Annotated in this window: 14 protein-coding genes; 10 read left to right on the top strand and 4 right to left on the bottom strand. The window is 52.3% G+C overall.

From position 1 onward, the window contains the following. Nucleotides 1-400 precede the first annotated feature (400 nt). Nucleotides 401-1,555, bottom strand: coding sequence for a cyclopropane fatty acyl phospholipid synthase (gene cfa, locus JQN59_RS03045; protein WP_048215499.1), 1,155 nt, complete (start codon nucleotides 1,553-1,555; stop codon nucleotides 401-403). A gap of 67 nt (nucleotides 1,556-1,622) precedes the next feature. Here cfa and JQN59_RS03040 point away from each other — a divergent pair, with 67 nt between their 5' ends. Then, the gene (locus JQN59_RS03040) at nucleotides 1,623-2,471 is read left to right on the top strand and encodes a helix-turn-helix domain-containing protein (RefSeq protein WP_020996343.1); all 849 of its coding nucleotides are present in this window, start codon (nucleotides 1,623-1,625) and stop codon (nucleotides 2,469-2,471) included. Here the strand turns inward: JQN59_RS03040 and JQN59_RS03035 are convergent, their stop codons facing one another. Further along, on the bottom strand, nucleotides 2,472-3,245 hold the full coding sequence (locus tag JQN59_RS03035; protein WP_149608053.1) for a siderophore-interacting protein: 774 nt from the start codon (nucleotides 3,243-3,245) through the stop codon (nucleotides 2,472-2,474). A 235-nt stretch (nucleotides 3,246-3,480) separates the two neighbouring features. Between JQN59_RS03035 and JQN59_RS03030 the strand changes: the two genes are divergently transcribed. Next, nucleotides 3,481-4,152 carry a PadR family transcriptional regulator gene (locus JQN59_RS03030; protein WP_164084789.1) on the top strand — a complete coding sequence of 224 codons (672 nt, stop codon included), beginning with the start codon at nucleotides 3,481-3,483 and terminating at the stop codon, nucleotides 4,150-4,152. A gap of 53 nt (nucleotides 4,153-4,205) precedes the next feature. Here the strand turns inward: JQN59_RS03030 and JQN59_RS03025 are convergent, their stop codons facing one another. Beyond that, complete coding sequence (locus JQN59_RS03025) at nucleotides 4,206-5,726, bottom strand: methyl-accepting chemotaxis protein (protein WP_079934933.1); 1,521 nt, start codon at nucleotides 5,724-5,726, stop codon at nucleotides 4,206-4,208. A 430-nt stretch (nucleotides 5,727-6,156) separates the two neighbouring features. On the opposite strand from JQN59_RS03025, the gene ygjG reads away from it, so the two are divergent. Then, entirely contained in the window at nucleotides 6,157-7,536 is a 1,380-nt protein-coding gene (ygjG, locus tag JQN59_RS03020) for a putrescine aminotransferase (RefSeq protein WP_167371260.1), read from the top strand. Nucleotides 7,537-7,613: 77 nt separating this feature from the next. Here ygjG and JQN59_RS03015 read toward each other — a convergent pair whose 3' ends face one another. Then, nucleotides 7,614-7,946 (bottom strand): tRNA-binding protein, encoded by a 333-nt coding sequence (locus JQN59_RS03015; protein ID WP_016157522.1) that lies wholly within the window; start codon nucleotides 7,944-7,946, stop codon nucleotides 7,614-7,616. Nucleotides 7,947-8,154: 208 nt separating this feature from the next. Between JQN59_RS03015 and ebgR the strand changes: the two genes are divergently transcribed. The 7 genes from ebgR (at nucleotide 8,155) to JQN59_RS02980 (ending at nucleotide 20,143) form a co-directional block, all read left to right on the top strand. Next, nucleotides 8,155-9,138, top strand: a complete 984-nt coding sequence (ebgR, locus tag JQN59_RS03010; RefSeq protein WP_032945068.1) for a transcriptional regulator EbgR — start codon at nucleotides 8,155-8,157, stop codon at nucleotides 9,136-9,138. Nucleotides 9,139-9,345: 207 nt separating this feature from the next. Beyond that, a complete protein-coding gene (gene ebgA, locus JQN59_RS03005) occupies nucleotides 9,346-12,438 on the top strand; it encodes a beta-galactosidase subunit alpha (RefSeq protein WP_149608055.1) in 3,093 nt (1,030 codons plus the stop codon). Beyond that, entirely contained in the window at nucleotides 12,435-12,884 is a 450-nt protein-coding gene (locus JQN59_RS03000) for a beta-galactosidase subunit beta (protein ID WP_003828536.1), read from the top strand. The genes ebgA and JQN59_RS03000 overlap by 4 nt, the downstream gene beginning before the upstream one ends. A 65-nt stretch (nucleotides 12,885-12,949) precedes the next feature. Further along, nucleotides 12,950-14,383: an amino acid permease gene (locus tag JQN59_RS02995; RefSeq protein WP_003828538.1), complete on the top strand. Its 1,434-nt coding sequence runs from the start codon at nucleotides 12,950-12,952 to the stop codon at nucleotides 14,381-14,383. A gap of 82 nt (nucleotides 14,384-14,465) precedes the next feature. Further along, on the top strand, nucleotides 14,466-15,527 hold the full coding sequence (gene ygjJ / locus JQN59_RS02990; RefSeq protein WP_149608056.1) for a protein YgjJ: 1,062 nt from the start codon (nucleotides 14,466-14,468) through the stop codon (nucleotides 15,525-15,527). 16 nt (nucleotides 15,528-15,543) lie between these two features. Then, nucleotides 15,544-17,895: an alpha-glucosidase gene (ygjK, locus tag JQN59_RS02985; RefSeq protein WP_149608057.1), complete on the top strand. Its 2,352-nt coding sequence runs from the start codon at nucleotides 15,544-15,546 to the stop codon at nucleotides 17,893-17,895. Nucleotides 17,896-18,124: 229 nt separating this feature from the next. Beyond that, a complete protein-coding gene (locus JQN59_RS02980) occupies nucleotides 18,125-20,143 on the top strand; it encodes an NADPH-dependent 2,4-dienoyl-CoA reductase (RefSeq protein ID WP_048215492.1) in 2,019 nt (672 codons plus the stop codon). The last annotated feature ends 16 nt before the right edge of the window (nucleotides 20,144-20,159 follow it).

Genomic DNA, 20,159 nt, shown 5'->3' with positions numbered 1-20,159 from the left:
GAGTACAAACCTATGTAGGCCGGATAAGGCGCTTGCGCCGCCATCCGGCGAAGATACGCCTGATGCGCTTCGCTTATCAGGCCTACGAGTGCAAACTTTTGTAGGCCGGATAAGGCGCTTGCGCCGCCATCCGGCGAAGATACGCCTGATGCGCTGCGCTTATCAGGCCTACGAGTACAAAACCTATGTAGGCCGGATAAGGCGCTTGCGCCGCCATCCGGCAAAGATACGCCTGATGCGCTTCGCTTATCAGGCCGATGAGTGCAAACCTTTGTAGGCCGGATAAGGCGTTTACGCCGCCATCCGGCGAAGAAGAGCCTGATGCGCTTCGCTTATCAGGCCGATGAGTGCAAACCTTTGTAGGCCGGATAAGGCGCTTGCGCCGCCATCCGGCAATGCGTTAACGATAAACGCGGATCCCGCCCTCTACACCGCGGCTAAACAGCACCTGCCAAAGCTCAATATCTCTGGCGCGGAAAGCCCCTGCGCAGGCACATAAATAATAATTAAACATTCTTCTGAAGGTGGCGGAATAACGTGATGACAGCTCCGGCCAGGCCTGATTAAAGCGCTCATGCCAGGCCATCAGCGTTTTATCGTAATCGCTGCCAAAGTTATGCCAGTCCTCCATCACAAACCGTGATTCGCTGGCCTCGGCAATATGGGAAATTGCCGGCAAGCAGCCGTTCGGGAAAATGTATTTATTGATCCACGGATCGACGCTCATCCCTTTTTTATTGCTGCCAATGGTATGCAGCAGGAACAGTCCATCCGGTTTTAAACAACGGTCAGCGATGCTGAAATAGGTGTCGTAGTTTTTCGGCCCGACGTGTTCAAACATCCCCACGGACACAATGCGATCGTAGTGTTTATCAAGATCGCGATAATCCTGCAGCAGAATGTTAACGTCCAGCCCTTCACAGCGCTGCTGCGCCATTTTCTGCTGCTCTTTGGAAATGGTAACGCCTTCTACCGCCACGCCATAATGACGCGCCGCATATTCTGCCAACCCGCCCCATCCACAACCGATATCGAGTAAACGCATACCCGGCTTAAGCTGCAGCTTCTCGCAGATCATTTTTAATTTGGCATTTTGCGCTTCGTCTAATGTGGTCGCGTCTTTCCAGTAACCGCAGGAATATTGCATATGCGGATCAAGCATCAGCGCAAAGAGATCGTTACCAATATCATAATGTTCTTTACCGACGATCCATGCACGGCTACGTGACTGCAAATTAAACAGGCGTGCGCTGGCAATGCGTAAAATATCTTTCAGATTACCTGGCATCTGCTGGTCGAGTTTTGCTTTCAGGATTTTGCAGAACAGAATATCGAGCCGTTCGCAGTCCCACCAGCCTTCCATATAGCTTTCGCCAAGCCCTAACGAGCCTTGTTGCAATACCCGTTTAAAGAAACCGGTATGATGAAGTTGAATGTCCCAGGCGCGCGAGCCATTAATTCTGATATCCGCTTGCGAAAGCAGCTCTTTTCCCATTCGGGTCCAGTTATCATTTGTTTCATTGACGATGACAGCATCTGAACAAAGCGAGTTCATGGTATTTACCAAAAGTGGACTAAAAATTATTACGCAAGATTATTATGGAAAAAAGAGTGTATGTATTATGATCCGCGGACAAGATCTATCGAACAGCGGACACACCATCGGGAGCATTGACGATTCATTTATGGAAACTCTCGCGCAAAAACAGTGGAACTCCTTCCCGGATAACTCCATGACCGAACTGCCGCAGGACGTATTCTTTCGCTCTTATGTCCTGGAAGCCAACCACCATGTACCGCAGCATTCACACTCTTTTATGCAGTTTCATTTCGCCCGCAAAGGCAGCATGCGCATTGATGTTGCCGGTAAGTGCTGGATAATCCCGGCGCATTATGGCATCTGGATCCCAAATAATACGGAGCATGCAGTTTGGGCATTAGATGATGTATATTTAGAAAATCTGGATATTAAACCGGGTTTTCTTGAAGAGAGCATCAATGAATGCAAAGTAGTGGCTATCAGTGATTTCGCCAGAGAGTTTATTCATTACGCCACTAATTCAATTTCAGGCCATTATGATAGTCAGTCAAAAGAGGGCAAGCTGGTTAGTGTGCTGGTCGATATTATTCTGCAACTCCCGGAAGTCGCTTTTGTATTACCCTGGCCGCAGGATCGCGAATTAACCAAAGTCTGCCGAACAATACAAGAATCCCCCGCACTGGAGCATTCGGTTGAATACTGGGCGCAGCATTTGGGTATGTCTGCCCGTACCTTTTCACGTCATTTCAAAAAAGAAACCGGATTGCCCTTCAGCGTCTGGAAGCAAAAAATGCGAATACTTGAATCGGTATTAATGCTGAAGAAAAATAAAAGCGTAACCGCCGTGGCACTCGACGTTGGGTATTCAAGTACCGCGGCATTTAGCTACGCATTCCGCCAGGCGTTTGGCGTTCCGCCCTCTAATTACTGATTAACGGCGTTGATGCCAGTAAGCCGCTGCACGAACCCGTTGCTGATCGAACGCCTCGGTTTCAAAACGAGCACTCAGGTTTTTCACCACCTTTCCTTCACCGGTGATCCAGATGTAATAATCGTCTGCGGGCACCGATAGCCGCGATAAGTGTTCATCCACCGCATGCTCGTCATGACCGATAAACCACTGAATGGTAAATCCGTCGAGATGGTCTAAATAGTCCTGGTACGCTGCATCCTGCACGCTAACCAGCGCCGTGACGTGCGGACGTACCGCTAAACGACTGAGCGACTCCAGGCGTCGGCGCAACGCGGGCATTCCCGATTCATCACACACATAAACCTGATACGCATAATCCTCTGGCACCACCAAAGAACCGCGCGGCCCGCCGATTGTCAGCTTGTCACCCTCGCGGGCATTCATCGCCCATGTACTTGCCACGCCACCGTCATGAATATAAAAATCCAGCGCCAGCTCATGGCACGCTTCGTCATACAACGGCGTGTAGTCACGGGATAACGGACGTACGCCGTCAGCCCAGACAATGCCTTCATCGGTGACGACAGGCGGTACAAAGTGGCTGCCCGGTTCAGGGAAAAAGACCTTGGTATGGTCATCAAAGCCGCGTGAGCTAAAACCGTCCAGAGCGTCACCGCCCAGTACAATGCGCTGAAAGCCCGCGCTAATGCGTTCTACGCGCAGGACGGTAAGTTCCCGAAAACGCAGTTCATTGCGAACGCGCTGCGGGTAGCGTGAGGTGTTTGTTGTCATTTTTTCGCCTTGTGAAGATAATACGATATATCTAAATTGATTTTTTAAATGATAATGATTGCTAATCAAAAATATTGCAAGCACTTTTTGATATAGTTAAATTATGATTACCCGGCTATCACACCCATATAAAAATAGTTAATAATCATAACGTTATACAGAATATAATTTGTAGACTTGCAAACTGATAATTTTTAGATATAAATTAGATATATCTAAATAACATCAGGAGACGATGATGCAAAACCATCATGAAGGTTGCTGCAAGCACACAGAGCACCAACACGAAGGCTGCTGCAAGGGTGAAGGACATCACCACGAAGGCCGCCACAACGAGCACCATGCAGGTTGCTGCAAAGGTGAAGAACATCGCCATGAAGAAGGCTGTAACAAAGATCATCACCACGAGCACGGCTGCGGGCATCGTCGCGGCGGCGGTCGTCGTCAGCGGTTCTTCGGCCACGGCGAATTACGCCTGGTGATTCTGGATATCTTGACCCGCGACGCCAGCCACGGCTATGAGCTGATTAAAGCGATTGAAACTCTGACCCAGGGTAACTACACCCCAAGCCCGGGCGTTATCTATCCAACGCTGGATTTCTTGCAGGATCAGGCACTGATCACCGTCAGCGACGAGGAAGGTGGGCGTAAACAGATTGCGATCACGACCCAGGGCCAGCAGTGGCTGGATGAGAACCGTGAACATCTGGAACATATCCACGAACGTATTAAAGCCCGCTGCGTGGGTTTTGAATTACGCAAAAATCCACAGATGAAACGCGCGCTGGAAAACTTCAAAGCTGTGCTGGATCTACGGGTCAATCATGGTGATACCAGCGATGCGCAGATCAAAAAAATCATCGGTATTATCGATCGCGCTGCGCTGGATATTACTCAGCTGGATTAATCTGCACAGCAGGCGGAACCCGTATGCCCGACGTTCCGCCTGTATTTTTAGTATTAATGCAGCACCGTAACCGCATCTTCCAGACGACCCGCGCGATGTTTCACCATCGCGGAAATCTGCGCACTCTCTTCAACCAGTTCGGCGTTTTTCTGTGTAATGTTGCTCAGCTCATTCACCGCGCGGGTCAGGCTGGAAAGACCGTCTGATTGTTCCAGCGTGGAGTGGCTGATTTGGGCGATCAGCTGAGTGACGTTTTGCACCTGCGCCACAATATCGTCCATCGTGCGCCCTGCGGCGTGAACCTGGTCAGATCCGGACTGCACCTTGTCAGCGCTGGCATCAATCAGCTTGCGAATATCATTGGCTGCACTGGCGCTACGGCTAGCAAGATGACGTACTTCTCCCGCCACCACGGCGAACCCTTTCCCCTGCTCGCCCGCCCGCGCGGCTTCAACAGCAGCATTCAAAGCCAGAATGTTGGTCTGGAAGGCAATATCGTTAATCAGCGTCGTAATGGTGCCGATCCGCTGGGTGCTGTTGGCGATATCGTCCATGGTTTTGATGACGGTATCCATCGCCTCACCGCCGTGCGTTGCTGCGCTGCTGGCGGCAATAGAGAGCTTATCGGCCGCGGCGGCGGTCTCTGAGTTTTGTTTCACCGATGCCGCCATCTGATTCATGGTGGTCACCGTTTCCTGCACGTTCTCGACAGTCTGCTGCGTATGCTTGTTTAAATCGTCGCTGCCTTTCGCCAGCGTTTCGCTGTCGCTGCGCACGCAACTCACCTGGCTGGAGACGTCGTGAATGAGCCAGCGACACATTAACCCAAGCTGGCCCACTGCTCGTAGCATCAGGCCTAGTTCATCACTACGGTTAAGATGCGACACGCTGTTCCGCTCACCGGTCGCCACTTTCAGCGCCTGACGGGTAACATTCTCAATAGGACGCACAATTTGCCATTCGAAAATAGCCGTTCCCAGCACCATCACCAACGCGCTCATCAGCAGTAACGGCCATTCGGCGCCCATTTGCTGCAATGCGACCGCTAGCAGGACAAACAGGAATGCCATCACGCTGCGCACCCGCCAGCGAATCGGCATCGCCGGCAGTTTACCCAGCCAGCCTTTGCGTACCACCAGCCCTTTATGAATACGCCGGTTGCAACGTCCTTCGTTCAGCGCTTTATATAAAGGCTCTACCGCCGCAATTTCCTCGTCAGTTGCCCGGGTACGAATCGACATATACCCGGTCACGCGTCCTTCCCGCACCATCGGCACCGCATTGGCCCTCACCCAGTAGTGATCGCCATTCTTACGCCGGTTTTTCACAATCCCGCTCCATGGCTCGCCCTGCTTCAGGGTGTACCACATATCCGCAAACGCCGCTTTTGGCATGTCCGGATGACGAACCTGATTGTGCGGCTTATCGAGCAATTCATTCAGCTGATAGCCACTGACCTGGACAAATGTATCGTTCGCATGGGTGATATAGCTTTGTAAATCGGTGGTAGACATGAGGGTGATATCATCATCCAGCGGTGTATTTTGCTGACTAACGTAGGGATGAGAAGACATGATTGCGTCCTGTGCAGGTTATCTGGTTGTTAACTCTTTCGGCTTATGTTATTTCGGCGATAATTTTTTTATCTTTAGTTGTTAAATTTGATTTAGATCGCAATTTGCGATTAAACCTCAAAATTTGTACGCATTCTAATCCATTGATTTAAAATACTTTCATCTAGTAACTATTCAACGTCACTTCTACCAGCGCACCGTCACAGTGCAAATATTGCCCATTTTTAGCGCAAATTTGCGTTTATTCGATCTGTTTTCAGGCTTCTGACCTGGGCAAAATGCCAGCAAATGTTAAAAAATGGCATTAAATGTTGCGCAAATGAGATATTTCCTGGTGTTTATCCCGATTTTTGCTAAGCGCGCCGGAATGGCGCAATCCCTGCAATACTTAAATCAGTATCATGTGATACGCGAGCTCCGGGAGCATATTTTGAACAGGTTACCTTCCAGCGCATCGGCCCTGGCCTGCAGCGCACACGCACTGAATCTCATCGAAAAGCGCACGCTTGATCATGAGGAAATGAAATCGTTAAACCGAGAGGTGATTGAGTACTTCAAGGAGCATGTCAATCCGGGGTTCTTAGAGTATCGAAAATCTGTAACTGCAGGCGGGGATTACGGAGCCGTAGAGTGGCAAGCGGGAAGCCTGAATACGCTTGTCGACACCCAGGGGCAGGAGTTCGTCGATTGCCTGGGCGGTTTTGGAATTTTCAACGTGGGGCACCGTAATCCAGTCGTGGTTTCCGCCGTACAGAATCAACTCGCGAAACAACCTCTGCACAGCCAGGAGTTACTTGACCCTCTGCGGGCCATGCTGGCAAAAACCCTCGCCGCACTGGCGCCCGGTAAACTGAAATACAGTTTTTTCTGTAACAGCGGGACCGAGTCGGTTGAAGCCGCCTTGAAGCTGGCGAAAGCATATCAATCGCCGCGCGGTAAATTTACGTTTATTGCCACCAGCGGCGCATTCCACGGTAAATCACTGGGCGCGCTGTCCGCCACGGCTAAATCTACCTTCCGTAAACCCTTTATGCCGCTGCTGCCGGGCTTCCGTCATGTGCCGTTTGGCGATATTAACGCGATGCGCACCATGCTCAGCGAGTGTAAAAAAACCGGTGACGATGTCGCAGCCGTGATCCTCGAACCCATCCAGGGTGAAGGCGGGGTGATCCTGCCGCCACAAGGTTATTTGACTGCCGTTCGTAAACTTTGCGATGAGTTTGGCGCGCTGATGATCCTTGACGAAGTGCAAACCGGCATGGGGCGTACCGGCAAGATGTTCGCCTGCGAACACGAAAACGTGCAGCCCGACATTATGTGTCTGGCCAAAGCGTTGGGCGGCGGTGTGATGCCCATTGGCGCGACCATTGCCACCGAAGAGGTGTTCTCCGTCCTGTTCGACAATCCTTTCCTGCATACCACCACGTTTGGCGGTAACCCGCTCGCTTGTGCGGCGGCGCTGGCCACCATTAACGTCCTGCTGGAGCAAAATTTACCGGCTCAGGCGGAGCAGAAAGGCGATATGTTGCTGGATGGTTTCCGCCAGCTTGCGCGGGAGTACCCGGACCTGGTGCATGATGTACGCGGTAAGGGAATGCTGATGGCGATTGAGTTTGTCGATAATGAAATCGGCTACAACTTTGCCAGTGAGATGTTCCGCCAGCGGGTGTTGGTTGCCGGCACGCTTAACAATGCAAAGACGATCCGCATCGAACCGCCGTTGACGTTAACGATCGAGCAATGCGATCTGGTATTGCGATCGACACGCAAAGCCCTGGCAGCATTACGGGTGAGCGTGGAGCAAATGTAACAACCTTACCCGGCCTATAAAAGACACTCTTTTGTAGGCCGGATAAGGCGCAGCCGCCATCCGGCAATTAGCCTAACTTAAACAATCCGCACACCAGCAGGCATAAGGCGTTCTGGCGTCAACAGTACGCTTTCGCTGCCATCGTCGGTTTCCGCACACAGCAGCATGCACTCTGATGTCTCACCGCGCATTTTGGCCTTTTGCAGATTACACAGCACCACCACCGTTTTGCCCATCAACTCCTCTTCACTGTAGTAAGGCACCAGGCTGGTTACGGTTTGCAGCGTACGCTCTCCCACATCTACCTGTACGATATACAGCTTATCGGCATTGTCATGGCGCTTTACCTGTGCGATTTTTCCAACACGTATTTCCATTCGGGCAAAATCAGCAAATGCGACGGTATCCATTGTTTTCTCCTTGGTAAAATTTTACTAAATACTAGCAAAATATTTTCCGGGCATTGTTCTCAAAAGCGGGAAAATGACGTACTCATCACACTCTGAAAGCCCAGTTTTACCCCGAGCATGTCAATTAATCATGCTTTTTTTACTGAAAACAGATGAATAGATAAGCACTTCATTTACAATGCGCAGGTAACTCAGGGAAAAGGCAAACATGGCAACACTTAAAGACATCGCAATCGAAGCTGGCGTGTCCCTGGCGACAGTGTCCCGGGTTTTAAACGATGACCCCACGCTGAATGTAAAAGAAGAGACTAAGCATCGCATTCTGGAGATCGCGGAAAAGCTGGAGTACAAAACCAGCAGCGCCCGAAAGAACCAGACCAGCGCGCTCGGCCCCCAGCATATTCTGGCGCTCTACAGCTATCAGCAAGATTTGGAAATCAACGATCCTTACTACCTCGCGATCCGCCATGGGATTGAAACCCAGTGTGAGAAACTCGGGATCGAACTGACCAACTGCTATGAGCACAGTGGGCTGCCGGAGAGCAAACACATTACCGGCATTCTTATTGTCGGCAAGCCTTCTCCCGCTCTGCGCGAGGCGGCAACAGCGCTTACCGACAACATCTGCTTTATCGATTTCCATGAATCCGGCAGCGAATATGACGCCGTCGATATCGATCTGGCCCGCATCAGCAAAGAGAGCATCGACTTCTTCATTGCCCAGGGCGTCACCCGCATTGGTTTCATCGGCGGCGAAGACCAGCCAGGCAAGGCCGATATCCGCGAAGCCGCGTTTGTCGAATACGGTCGCCTGCAGCAGGTCGTTTCTGAACAGGACATCTATCGCGGCGGTTTTTCCAGTTCATCAGGCTATGAACTGGCTAAAGAAATGCTGGCGAAACCCGACTATCCCAGCGCCCTGTTTGTGGCTTCAGACTCGATTGCCATTGGCGTTCTGCGCGCCATCCACGAGCGTGGTTTGAATATTCCGCAGGATATTTCGCTGATTAGCGTTAATGATATCCCAACGGCGCGTTTCACCTTTCCTCCGCTTTCCACCGTTCGCATTCATTCGGAAATGATGGGCAGTCAGGGCGTCAACCTGCTGTTCGAAAAAGCCCGTGACGGGCGTGCGCTTCCCCTGCTGGTTTTTGTTCCCAGCAAGCTGAAACTGCGCGGCACCACCCGCTAAAATCCCCCGCTAACCCGCCCGGTTTCTTCTGATGCCGGGCGCGCATTGTCATGCATTCTTTTCCGCGTCCGAATTATTTTCGTGATCCAGTTAAAGTAAATCACCTCACTCGCTATATTTTAGTAAAACTTTTACTAAAATCACCATCAATTACACTTACTCACCATTAAAATGAATGGTTCCGATTTTTCTCCACCGGGAGGCCTTATGAATCGCTGGGAAAACATTCAGCTCACCCACGAAAATCGACTGGCGCCACGCGCATATTTTTTCTCTTATGACTCCGTTGCGCAGGCTCGCTCGTTTGCCCGCGAAACCAGCAGCCTCTTTCAGCTGCTAAGCGGTCAGTGGAATTTTCAGTTCTTTGAGCATCCGCTACAGGTGCCGGAAGCCTTTACGTCGCAGTTTATGAGTGACTGGGGCAGCATCACCGTCCCCGGCATGTGGCAGATGGAAGGACACGGCAAGCTGCAGTATACCGACGAAGGTTTTCCTTTCCCGATTGATGTCCCCTACGTTCCGACCAATAACCCCACCGGGGCCTATCAGCGTATTTTCACCCTCAGCGAAGGCTGGCAGGGCAAACAGACGCTGATTAAGTTTGATGGCGTAGAAACCTACTTCGAAGTTTACGTGAATGGTCAGTACGTTGGCTTCAGCAAAGGCAGCCGCCTGACGGCCGAATTTGATATCAGCGCGGTGGTGAAGACCGGTGATAACCTGCTGTGCGTTCGCGTAATGCAATGGGCTGATTCCACCTACGTTGAAGACCAGGATATGTGGTGGTCGGCGGGAATTTTCCGCGACGTCTATCTGGTCGGCAAACAGGCGACCCACATTCAGGATTTTACCGTTCGCACCGAGTTCGATGATGACTATCGCGACGCCACCCTCTCCTGCGACATTGCGCTGGAAAACCTGGCCTCTACGCCAGCGATAGCGTCGCTCGAATACACCTTGTTTGACGGTGAGAAGGCGCTGCATAGCGATGTGATTAACGCCCTAAAAGTGGATAAACAAACGCAGACCGCTTTTCATTTCAAGGTTAGCGCGCCGCAGCAGTGGTCGGCGGAATCGCCGTATCTCTACCATCTGGTGATGACGCTGAAAGATGCCAGCGGCAACATCCTTGAGGTCGTGCCACAGCGCGTTGGATTCCGCGATATTAAAGTTCGCGAAGGTCTGTTTTACATCAATAACCGCTACGTGATGCTGCATGGCGTTAACCGCCACGATAACGATCATCTTAAGGGCCGCGCGGTTGGTATGGATCGCGTTGAAAAAGATCTGCTGTTAATGAAGCAGCACAACATCAATTCCGTACGCACCGCCCATTACCCGAACGATCCGCGCTTCTATGAATTGTGCGATATCTACGGCCTGTTCGTGATGGCCGAAACAGACGTTGAATCTCACGGCTTCGCCAATATCGGCGATATCAGTCGGATCACCGACGATCCACTGTGGGAAAATGTCTACGTTGAGCGCATCGTGCGCCACGTCCATGCGCAGAAAAATCACCCTTCGATCATCATCTGGTCGCTCGGTAACGAATCCGGATACGGCTGTAACATCCGCGCCATGTATCACGCTGCGAAAGCGCTGGATGACACGCGTCTGATCCATTACGAAGAAGATCGTGACGCTGAAGTGGTGGATATCATCTCCACCATGTACACCCGCGTGCCGCTGATGAATGAGTTTGGTGAATATCCGCATCCTAAACCGCGCATCATCTGTGAATATGCTCACGCCATGGGCAACGGTCCCGGCGGGCTAACGGAATATCAGAACGTCTTCTATCAGCATGATTGCATTCAGGGGCACTATGTCTGGGAGTGGTGCGATCACGGGATTCAGGCTAAAGATGACGACGGCAACGTCTGGTACAAATATGGCGGCGACTACGGCGACTATCCGAACAACTACAACTTCTGCCTTGATGGCCTGATTTATTCCGATCAAACCCCAGGACCGGGACTGAAAGAGTACAAGCAGGTAATTGCGCCGGTGAAAGTGCGCGCACAGGATCTGGCCCGCGGCGAGCTACGGGTAGAAAACAAACTCTGGTTCACCACGCTTGACGACTACACCTTGCATATTGAGGTTCGCGCCGAAGGAGATACGCTCTCTGTTCAGCAGATAAAACTGCGCGACGTTCTTCCCAACAGCGACGCGCTGCTGCAATGCGCACTGCCGGAGCTGGATGCGCGCGAAGCGTTCCTTAACGTCACCGTGACGAAAGATTCCCGCACGTCATACAGCGAAGCCGGGCATCACATCGCGACTTATCAGTTCCCGCTGAAGGCCAGAACGGCGACTGCCGTACCGTTTAGCCTGCAAAACGCCAACCCTCTGACGCTGGAAGACAGCCGCCAGAGCTGCACCGTTCGCGGTTATAACTTCCATCTGACCTTCTCAAAGCTGACCGGTAAACCGATCGCCTGGAACGTCAATGGCGAAGAGCTGATTACCCGCGAGCCGAAGATTAATTTCTTCAAACCGACCATTGATAACCACAAGCAAGAGTTCGAAGGTCTCTGGCAGCCGAATCATTTACAGATTATGCAGGAGCATCTGCGCGAGTTTACCCTTGAGCAAACCGATGATGCGCTGCTGATAACCAGCCAGACCATTATCGCCCCGCCGGTATTCGATTTCGGTATGCGCTGCACCTATCGCTGGCGTATTGCCGCGGACGGTCAGCTGAATGTGGAACTTTCTGGCCAGCCTTACGGCGAGTACCGGGACATTATTCCGTGCATCGGTTTCACTATGGGCATCAACGGTGATTTGGGCCAGGTGGCGTATTACGGACGTGGTCCAGGTGAAAACTATGCCGATAGCCAGCAGGCCAACATCATCGACATCTGGCGCAGCAGCGTGGATGAGATGTTCGAAAATTATCCTTTCCCGCAAAACAACGGCAATCGTCAGGACGTGCGCTGGGCAACGCTAACCAACCGCCACGGCAACGGTCTGCTGGTGGTTCCGCAGCGCCCTGTCAACCTGAGCGCCTGGCGCTATACGCCAGAAAATATCTTTGCCGCACAACACTGCAACGCGCTACAGCGTAGCGATGACATCACCCTGAATCTGGACCACCAGTTGCTGGGCTTAGGTTCCAACTCGTGGGGAAGTGAAGTACTCGATTCCTGGCGCGTCTGGTTTACGTCATTCAGCTACGGCTTCACGTTGTTGCCGGTTTCCGGCAGCGAATCTGGCGCTCAAACCACCGCCAACCGCGCCTTTGGCACCGGGTTCTTTTCCACGAATATGCACAGCGAGAATACAAAATGAGGATCATCGACAACTTAGAGCAGTTCCAGCAACGCTATGCTTCAGGTCGGAAATGGCAACGCTGCGTCGAGGCTATTGAAAATATTGACAATATTCAGCCAGGCGTCGCCCACTCTATCGGTGATTCCCTGAGCTACCGCGTGGAGACAGACTCCGCGACCGATGCGCTGTTTACCGGTCATCGTCGTTATTTTGAGATCCATTACTACCTGCAAGGGCAGCAAAAAATAGAGTATGCCGCCAAAGAGGATCTCCAGGTGGTTGAATATTATCGCGATGAAACCGATCGCGAATATCTGAAAGGTTGTGGAAAAACCGTCGAAGTGCACGAAGGACAAATGGTTATTTGTGACAACCATGAAGCCTATCGTTTTATTTGTAATAACGCAGTGAAAAAAGTCGTACTCAAAGTCACCATCGAAGATGGTTATTTTCATAATAAATAAAAACACAGGCGGCGCCGACGTTGCGCCGCCAGTACCCTATAATAATCAGGAATCGGAGATGTGCTATGTCTGATACCAAACGTAATACCATCGGCAAGTTCGGCTTACTTTCACTCACCTTTGCCGCGGTTTATAGTTTTAATAACGTAATCAACAATAATATTGAGCTTGGTCTGGCATCCGCACCGATGTTTTTCCTCGCGACGATTTTCTACTTTATTCCGTTTTGCTTAATCATCGCCGAATTTGTTTCGCTGAATAAAAACTCCGAAGCCGGTGTCTACGCATGGGTAAAAAGTTCGCTGGGTGGACGTTGGGCATTTATTACTGCCTACACCTACTGGTTCGTTAACCTGTTCTTTTTTACCTCGCTTTTGCCCCGCGTTATTGCCTACGCCTCATATGCTTTTTTAGGCTACGAATACATTCTGACGCCGTTCGCAACCACCGTGTTAAGTATGGTGCTGTTTGCCTTCTCCACCTGGGTTTCGACCAATGGTGCAAAAATGTTAGGGCCGATTACCTCGGTCACCTCCACGTTGATGCTGCTGCTGACGCTGTCCTATATTTTACTGGCAGGTACGGCGCTGGTTGGCGGCGTACAGCCTGCTGACCCTATCACCGTAGACGCAATGATCCCGAATTTTAACTGGGCCTTCCTCGGTATCACCACCTGGATTTTTATGGCGGCAGGCGGCGCGGAGTCGGTGGCGGTGTACGTCAACGACGTCAAGGGTGGTTCCAAATCGTTCGTGAAGGTCATTATCATTGCCGGAATTTTTATCGGCGTGCTCTATTCCATCTCCTCGGTGTTGATTAACGTCTTCGTCAGCAGCAAAGAGCTGAAGTTTACCGGTGGATCGGTGCAGGTATTCCACGGCCTGGCGGCATATTTCGGCCTGCCGGAGCTGGTCGTTAACCGCTTTGTCGGCCTGGTCTCCTTTACTGCGATGTTCGGCTCCCTGCTGATGTGGACCGCAACGCCGGTGAAGATCTTCTTCTCTGAAATTCCGGCGGGTATTTTCGGTAAAAAAACCGTCGAACTGAATGAAAACGGCGTCCCGGCCCGTGCAGCATGGATCCAGTTCCTGATCGTTATCCCGCTGATGATTATCCCGACGCTCGGCTCCAATACCGTGCAGGATTTAATGAACACTATCATCAACATGACCGCCGCTGCCTCGATGCTGCCGCCGCTGTTTATTATGCTGGCTTACCTGAATCTGCGTGCAAAACTGGACCACTTACCGCGCGACTTCCGTATGGGTTCGCAAAAAACCGGCATTGTTGTAGTGTCGATGCTGATCGTTCTTTTCACCATCGGATTTATTGCCTCTACCTTCCCAACCGGCGGCAATATCATGACCATTATTTTCTATAACGTCGGTGGGATTGTTATTTTCCTCGGTTTTGCCTGGTGGAAATACAGTAAATATATCAAAGGGCTAACCAAAGAAGAAAAAGCTATTGAGGCAGCCCCTGCTTCAGATATCAATTAATGACTAAAACATAATAACAATAAACAATATTCGCCAAGGCTATAACAATAAAAATTAAATTTTATTTGCTTAGGATCGAAGCATGAAAAATATTAACCATTGTTGCAGGGCAATTATTGCCCTGCCCTTTTTCTGCGTATCCTCTCTGGGTGCAGAAGAAGTTCGCCCTGCAGAACACGACGACACGAAAACGCCAGAAATATCTTCCCCCTCATTTCGCTTTTATGGCGAATTGGGCATGGGGGGATATATGGATTTAGAAGGACAAGACAAACATAAATACAGTGATGGTACCTATATAGAAGGTGGCCTGGAGATAAAACACGGCTCTTGGTTTGGTCTGATCTACGGCGAGGGCTGGACCGTGCAGGCCGACCATCAGGGCAATGCCTGGGTTCCTGACCATAGCTGGGGTGGATTCGAGGGCGGGATCAACCGCTTTTACGGCGGTTATCGTACCAATGACGGAACGGAGCTGATGCTCAGCCTGCGCCAGGACTCTTCGCTGGATGACCTGCAATGGTGGGGGGATTTCACTCCAGACCTGGGCTACGTTATTCCCAACACCCGTGACATCATGACTGCCATTAAGGTGCAAAACCTGACCGGTCCTTTGCGCTACAGCGTGACAGCAACGCCCGCCGGACACCACGACGAGAGCAAAGCCTGGCTGCACTTTGGTAAATACGATCGCTACGACGATAAATATACCTATCCGGCCATGATGAACGGCTATATCCAGTACGACCTGACTGAAGGTGTAACCTGGATGAACGGCCTGGAGATAACAGATGGTACCGGACAGCTGTTCCTGACCGGCATCCTTTCGCCCAACTTCGCCGCCCGCGCCTGGCACCACACGGGCCGCGCCGACGGGCTGGATGTGTCCGGCACCGAAACCGGCTATATGGTCAGCGCAATGTATGAAGCGCTAAAAGGCGTTTACCTCTCCACTGCTTATAGCTACGCCAAACACCGACCGGATCGCGCCGAGGACGAAACCACTTCCTTTATGCAGTTCGGTATCTGGTATGAATACGGCGGCGGCCGTTTCGCTACCGCCTTCGACAGTCGGTTCTATATGCAGAATGCATCCGGCGACCCGAGCGACCAAATCTTCCTGATGCAATATTTCTATTGGTAACAAGGACCGGAATACCATGAACATGAGACCTATTCTTACGCCGCTGGCCTGTATCCTGCTGATGAACTTCTCCGCACATGCCGCCAGTGCTAACGACTTTAAAAACATCATTAATCGCACCGGTGCGCCGGGCTACATGCATGACTACGATCACGACGACCACCAGCGCTTTAATCCATTTTTCGATCTCGGCGCCTGGCACGGTCATTTGCTCCCGGACGGCCCTGCAACGATGGGTGGTTTTCCAGGCGTGGCGTTGCTGACCGAAGAATACATCAATTTTATGGCCAATAATTTTGACCGTCTGACGGTGTACCAGCACGGTAAAAAGGTCGATTTCGCGCTTGAGGCCTACAGCATTCCCGGCGCGCTGGTGCAAAAGCTGTCATCTAAGCATGTGCAAATAGAGATGACGCTGCGTTTTGCCAGCCCGCGCACCTCGCTGCTGGAAACCAAAATCACCAGCAACACGCCGCTGGATCTGGTGTGGGACGGCGAGCTGCTGGAGAAACTGGAAGCCAAAGAGGGAAAAGCGCTGTCGGATAAAACCATTGATAGCGAATTCCCTGGCTATCAGCGCAAAATCACCGCCACGCACGACGGTCTGAAAGTCACCTTCGGCAAAGTGCGCTCAACCTGGGATCTGCTCACCTCCGGTGAGTCGGAGTATCAGGTGCATAAATCTGTCGCTATGAAAACCACGGTTAACGGTCATCGCTTTACGGGGAAGGCCCATATCAGTGGTTCGACAACCATTTACACCACCTGGTCTCATCTGCTTACCGCCGAGGATGTGGCGAAAGAGCAGCCGCAGATCCGCGATATTCTGGCGCGCCCGGCCTGGTATCTTGCTGCATCACAAAAGCGCTGGGCAGATTATCTGCAAAAAGGCTTAACTAACCCGGATGCCACAACGGAACAAACCCGGGTCGCGGTAAAAGCTATTGAAACGCTGAACGGCAACTGGCGCTCGCCAGGCGGTGCGGTAAAACACAATACCGTGACGCCATCGGTCACCGGCCGCTGGTTCTCCGGCAACCAAACCTGGCCGTGGGACACCTGGAAACAAGCCTTCGCCATGGCGCACTTTAACCCGGAGATCGCCAAAGAGAATATTCGCGCCGTCTTTTCATGGCAGGTTAAACCCGGTGATCCGGTTCGCCCGCAGGATGCCGGATTCATTCCCGACCTGATTGCCTGGAATCTCAGCCCGGAACGCGGCGGCGACGGCGGTAACTGGAACGAGCGCAACACCAAACCCAGCCTGGCAGCCTGGTCGGTGATGGAGGTCTACAACGTCACCAAAGACAAGGCCTGGCTCGAAGAGATGTATCCAAAGCTGGTTGCGTATCACGACTGGTGGTTGCGTAACCGCGATCACAACGGCAACGGCGTGCCGGAATACGGTGCTACCCGCGATAAAGCCCACAATACTGACCGCGGCGAAATGTTGTTTACGGTGAAAAAAGGCGACAAGGAAGAAACGCTCTCCGGGCTTAACAACTACGCCACTGTGATCGATAAGGGTCAGTATGACAGCCTGGAGATCCCAGCGCAGGTTGCCGCCTCGTGGGAGTCCGGTCGTGACGATGCGGCTGTATTCGGTTTTATCGATAAAGATCAACTGGATAAATACGTCGCGGGTGGTGGAAAACGCAGCGACTGGGTGGTGAAATTTGCCGAAAATCGCAGTAAAGACGGTAATTTGCTGGGTTACTCGCTGTTGCAGGAGTCAGTCGATCAGGCCAGCTACATGTACAGCGACAACCATTATCTGGCGCAGATGGCGACCCTGCTCGGCAAACACCAAGAGGCGCAACGCTATCGCCAGTTGGCGCAAAAACTCGCAGATTACATCAACACCTGCATGTTCGACCCGACAACAAAATTCTATTATGACGTTCGTATTGAGGACCAACCGCTGGCAAACGGCTGTGCGGGTAAACCGATCGTCGAACGTGGCAAAGGGCCGGAAGGCTGGTCGCCGCTGTTTAACGGCGCAGCAACGCAGCCCCATGCGGACGCGGTGGTTAAGGTGATGCTCGACCCCAAAGAGTTCAACACCTTTGTCCCACTTGGCACAGCAGCGCTTACCAACCCGGCTTTCGGCGCGGATATCTACTGGCGCGGGCGCGTCTGGGTGGATCAGTTCTGGTTCGGGCTAAAAGGGATGGAGCGTTACGGCTATCGCGATGACGCGTTAAAACTGGCGGATACCTTCTTCAGCCACGCCAAAGGCCTCACCGCTGACGGTCCGATTCAGGAAAACTATAACCCATTGACCGGCGCACAGCAGGGCGCACCGAACTTCTCCTGGAGCGCGGCGCATCTCTATATGCTGTATAACGATTTTCTTAAAAAACAGTAATCTGTGACATAACGCCGGATGGCGCTTCGCTTATCCGGCCTACAAAGACACATTTTCACAGGCCGGATTAGGTGCTTGCACCGATATCCGGCATATTCGTCCTCTGGCTCCACTCCTTTTTTGAATCCCATCACAATCACGGCATTCCCCTTTTCCCTTTTACGCGGCGACGGCTAAATTATTAACTCATCCGACCACATAACAATAATTTTACATACTGGACACCTTTATGAGCTATCCGTCGCTGTTCGCCCCGCTCGATTTAGGCTTCACCACGCTTAAAAACCGCGTGCTGATGGGTTCAATGCATACCGGGCTGGAAGAGTATCCCGATGGTGCAGAACGGCTGGCCGCGTTCTACGCCGAGCGCGCCCGTCACGGCGTAGCGTTAATTGTGAGTGGAGGCATTGCGCCTGCGCTTTCCGGCGTGGGAATGGAAGGCGGTGCGATGCTGAACGACACCAGCCAGCTTGCTCACCATCGAGTCATTACTGATGCTGTGCATGATGAAGGCGGTAAAATCGCCCTGCAGATCCTGCACACCGGACGTTACAGCTACCAGCCGCATCTGGTGGCACCTTCTGCTATTCAGGCACCCATTAACCGCTTTACGCCACATGAATTAACGCACGATGAAGTGCTGCAGTTGATTGAAGATTTTGCCCACTGCGCACAGCTGGCGCGGGAAGCGGGCTACGATGGCGTGGAAGTGATGGGGTCGGAAGGGTATCTCATCAACGAATTCCTGACCCTGCGTACCAACCAGCGCGATGACCAATGGGGTGGTGAGTATGCCAACCGCATGCGGTTTGCCGTTGAGGTGGTGCGAGCGGTACGTCAGCGTGCCGGGAATGACTTTATTATTATCTTCCGCCTGTCGATGCTCGATCTGGTGGAAAACGGCGGAACCTTCGACGAAACCGTTCAGCTGGCGCAGGCTATAGAAGCCGCGGGGGCCACCATTATTAACACCGGTATTGGCTGGCATGAGGCGCGTATTCCCACTATCGCTACCCCGGTACCGCGCGGCGCGTTTAGTTGGGTGACGCGTAAGCTAAAAGGGCATGTGACAATCCCACTGGTCACCACCAACCGCATTAACGATCCCCAGGTCGCCGATGACATTCTGGCCCAAGGTGATGCCGATATGGTGTCGATGGCCCGTCCGTTCCTCGCCGATGCCGAGCTGCTGTCAAAAGCGCAAACCGGACGAGCGGATGAGATCAACACCTGTATCGGCTGTAACCAGGCCTGTCTGGATCAGATCTTCGTCGGCAAAGTCACCTCTTGCCTGGTCAATCCGCGCGCTTGCCATGAAACCAAAATGCCGATTGTTGCGGCAGCTACGCCAAAGAATCTGGCGGTTGTCGGTGCGGGTCCTGCGGGCCTCGCCTTCGCCATTAATGCCGCAGCGCGCGGGCATCACGTGACGCTATTTGACGCACATGGCGAGATTGGCGGGCAGTTTAATATCGCCAAACAGATCCCCGGCAAAGAAGAATTCTATGAAACCCTGCGCTACTACCGTCGGATGATCGACGTGACTGGCGTGACCCTGAAGCTGAATCACTTTGTCAGCGCACACGATCTGCACACCTTCGACGAAGTGATCCTTGCCAGTGGGATCGAGCCTCGTATGCCGCCGATCGAGGGGATCGATCATCCTAAGGTACTGAGCTATCTCGACGTTCTGCGCGATAAAACGCCAGTGGGTAAACGCGTGGCGATCGTGGGCTGCGGCGGGATCGGTTTTGATACCGCAATGTATCTGAGTCAACCCGGTGAACCCACCAGCCAGAACATTGCGGAGTTCTGCGTGGAATGGGGGATCGACACCAGTCTGCAACAGCCTGGCGGCTTACGCCCGGAAGGCCCGCACTTATCCCGCAGCCCGCGCCAGATAGTGATGTTACAGCGCAAAGCCAGCAAACCGGGACAAGGTTTAGGTAAAACGACGGGCTGGATCCATCGCGCCACCCTGCTCTCACGCGGCGTGAAAATGATCCCGGCAGTCAGCTATCAGAAGATTGATGATGATGGGTTACACGTTGTGTTGAACGGTGAACAGCTGATCTTTAACGTGGATAACGTGGTGATTTGTGCCGGACAAGAGCCGCGCCGTGAGCTGGTCGATCCGCTGCACGCGGCTGGTAAAACGGTGCATCTGATCGGCGGCTGCGATGTGGCGATGGAACTGGATGCCCGACGCGCCATTGCGCAGGGCACCCGACTGGCACTGGAAATTTAACGTTATATCTTTCGTA

It is taken from the genome of Citrobacter sp. B72 (assembly GCF_016894305.1).
Lineage (GTDB): Bacteria > Pseudomonadota > Gammaproteobacteria > Enterobacterales > Enterobacteriaceae > Citrobacter > Citrobacter portucalensis.
Note: the sequence above shows the minus strand (reverse complement) of the source record. Positions and strands in the feature narration are given on the sequence as shown.

Excerpts from the sequence above, each read along its gene's own strand:
- cfa (WP_048215499.1), bottom strand. The coding sequence starts at position 1,555 with ATGAACTCGCTTTGTTCAGATGCTGTCATCGTCAATGAAACAAATGAT.
- JQN59_RS03040 (WP_020996343.1), top strand. The coding sequence starts at position 1,623 with ATGATCCGCGGACAAGATCTATCGAACAGCGGACACACCATCGGGAGC.
- JQN59_RS03035 (WP_149608053.1), bottom strand. The coding sequence starts at position 3,245 with ATGACAACAAACACCTCACGCTACCCGCAGCGCGTTCGCAATGAACTG.
- JQN59_RS03030 (WP_164084789.1), top strand. The coding sequence starts at position 3,481 with ATGATGCAAAACCATCATGAAGGTTGCTGCAAGCACACAGAGCACCAA.
- JQN59_RS03025 (WP_079934933.1), bottom strand. The coding sequence starts at position 5,726 with ATGTCTTCTCATCCCTACGTTAGTCAGCAAAATACACCGCTGGATGAT.
- JQN59_RS03015 (WP_016157522.1), bottom strand. The coding sequence starts at position 7,946 with ATGGATACCGTCGCATTTGCTGATTTTGCCCGAATGGAAATACGTGTT.
- ebgR (WP_032945068.1), top strand. The coding sequence starts at position 8,155 with ATGGCAACACTTAAAGACATCGCAATCGAAGCTGGCGTGTCCCTGGCG.
- ebgA (WP_149608055.1), top strand. The coding sequence starts at position 9,346 with ATGAATCGCTGGGAAAACATTCAGCTCACCCACGAAAATCGACTGGCG.
- JQN59_RS03000 (WP_003828536.1), top strand. The coding sequence starts at position 12,435 with ATGAGGATCATCGACAACTTAGAGCAGTTCCAGCAACGCTATGCTTCA.
- JQN59_RS02995 (WP_003828538.1), top strand. The coding sequence starts at position 12,950 with ATGTCTGATACCAAACGTAATACCATCGGCAAGTTCGGCTTACTTTCA.
- ygjJ (WP_149608056.1), top strand. The coding sequence starts at position 14,466 with ATGAAAAATATTAACCATTGTTGCAGGGCAATTATTGCCCTGCCCTTT.
- ygjK (WP_149608057.1), top strand. The coding sequence starts at position 15,544 with ATGAACATGAGACCTATTCTTACGCCGCTGGCCTGTATCCTGCTGATG.
- JQN59_RS02980 (WP_048215492.1), top strand. The coding sequence starts at position 18,125 with ATGAGCTATCCGTCGCTGTTCGCCCCGCTCGATTTAGGCTTCACCACG.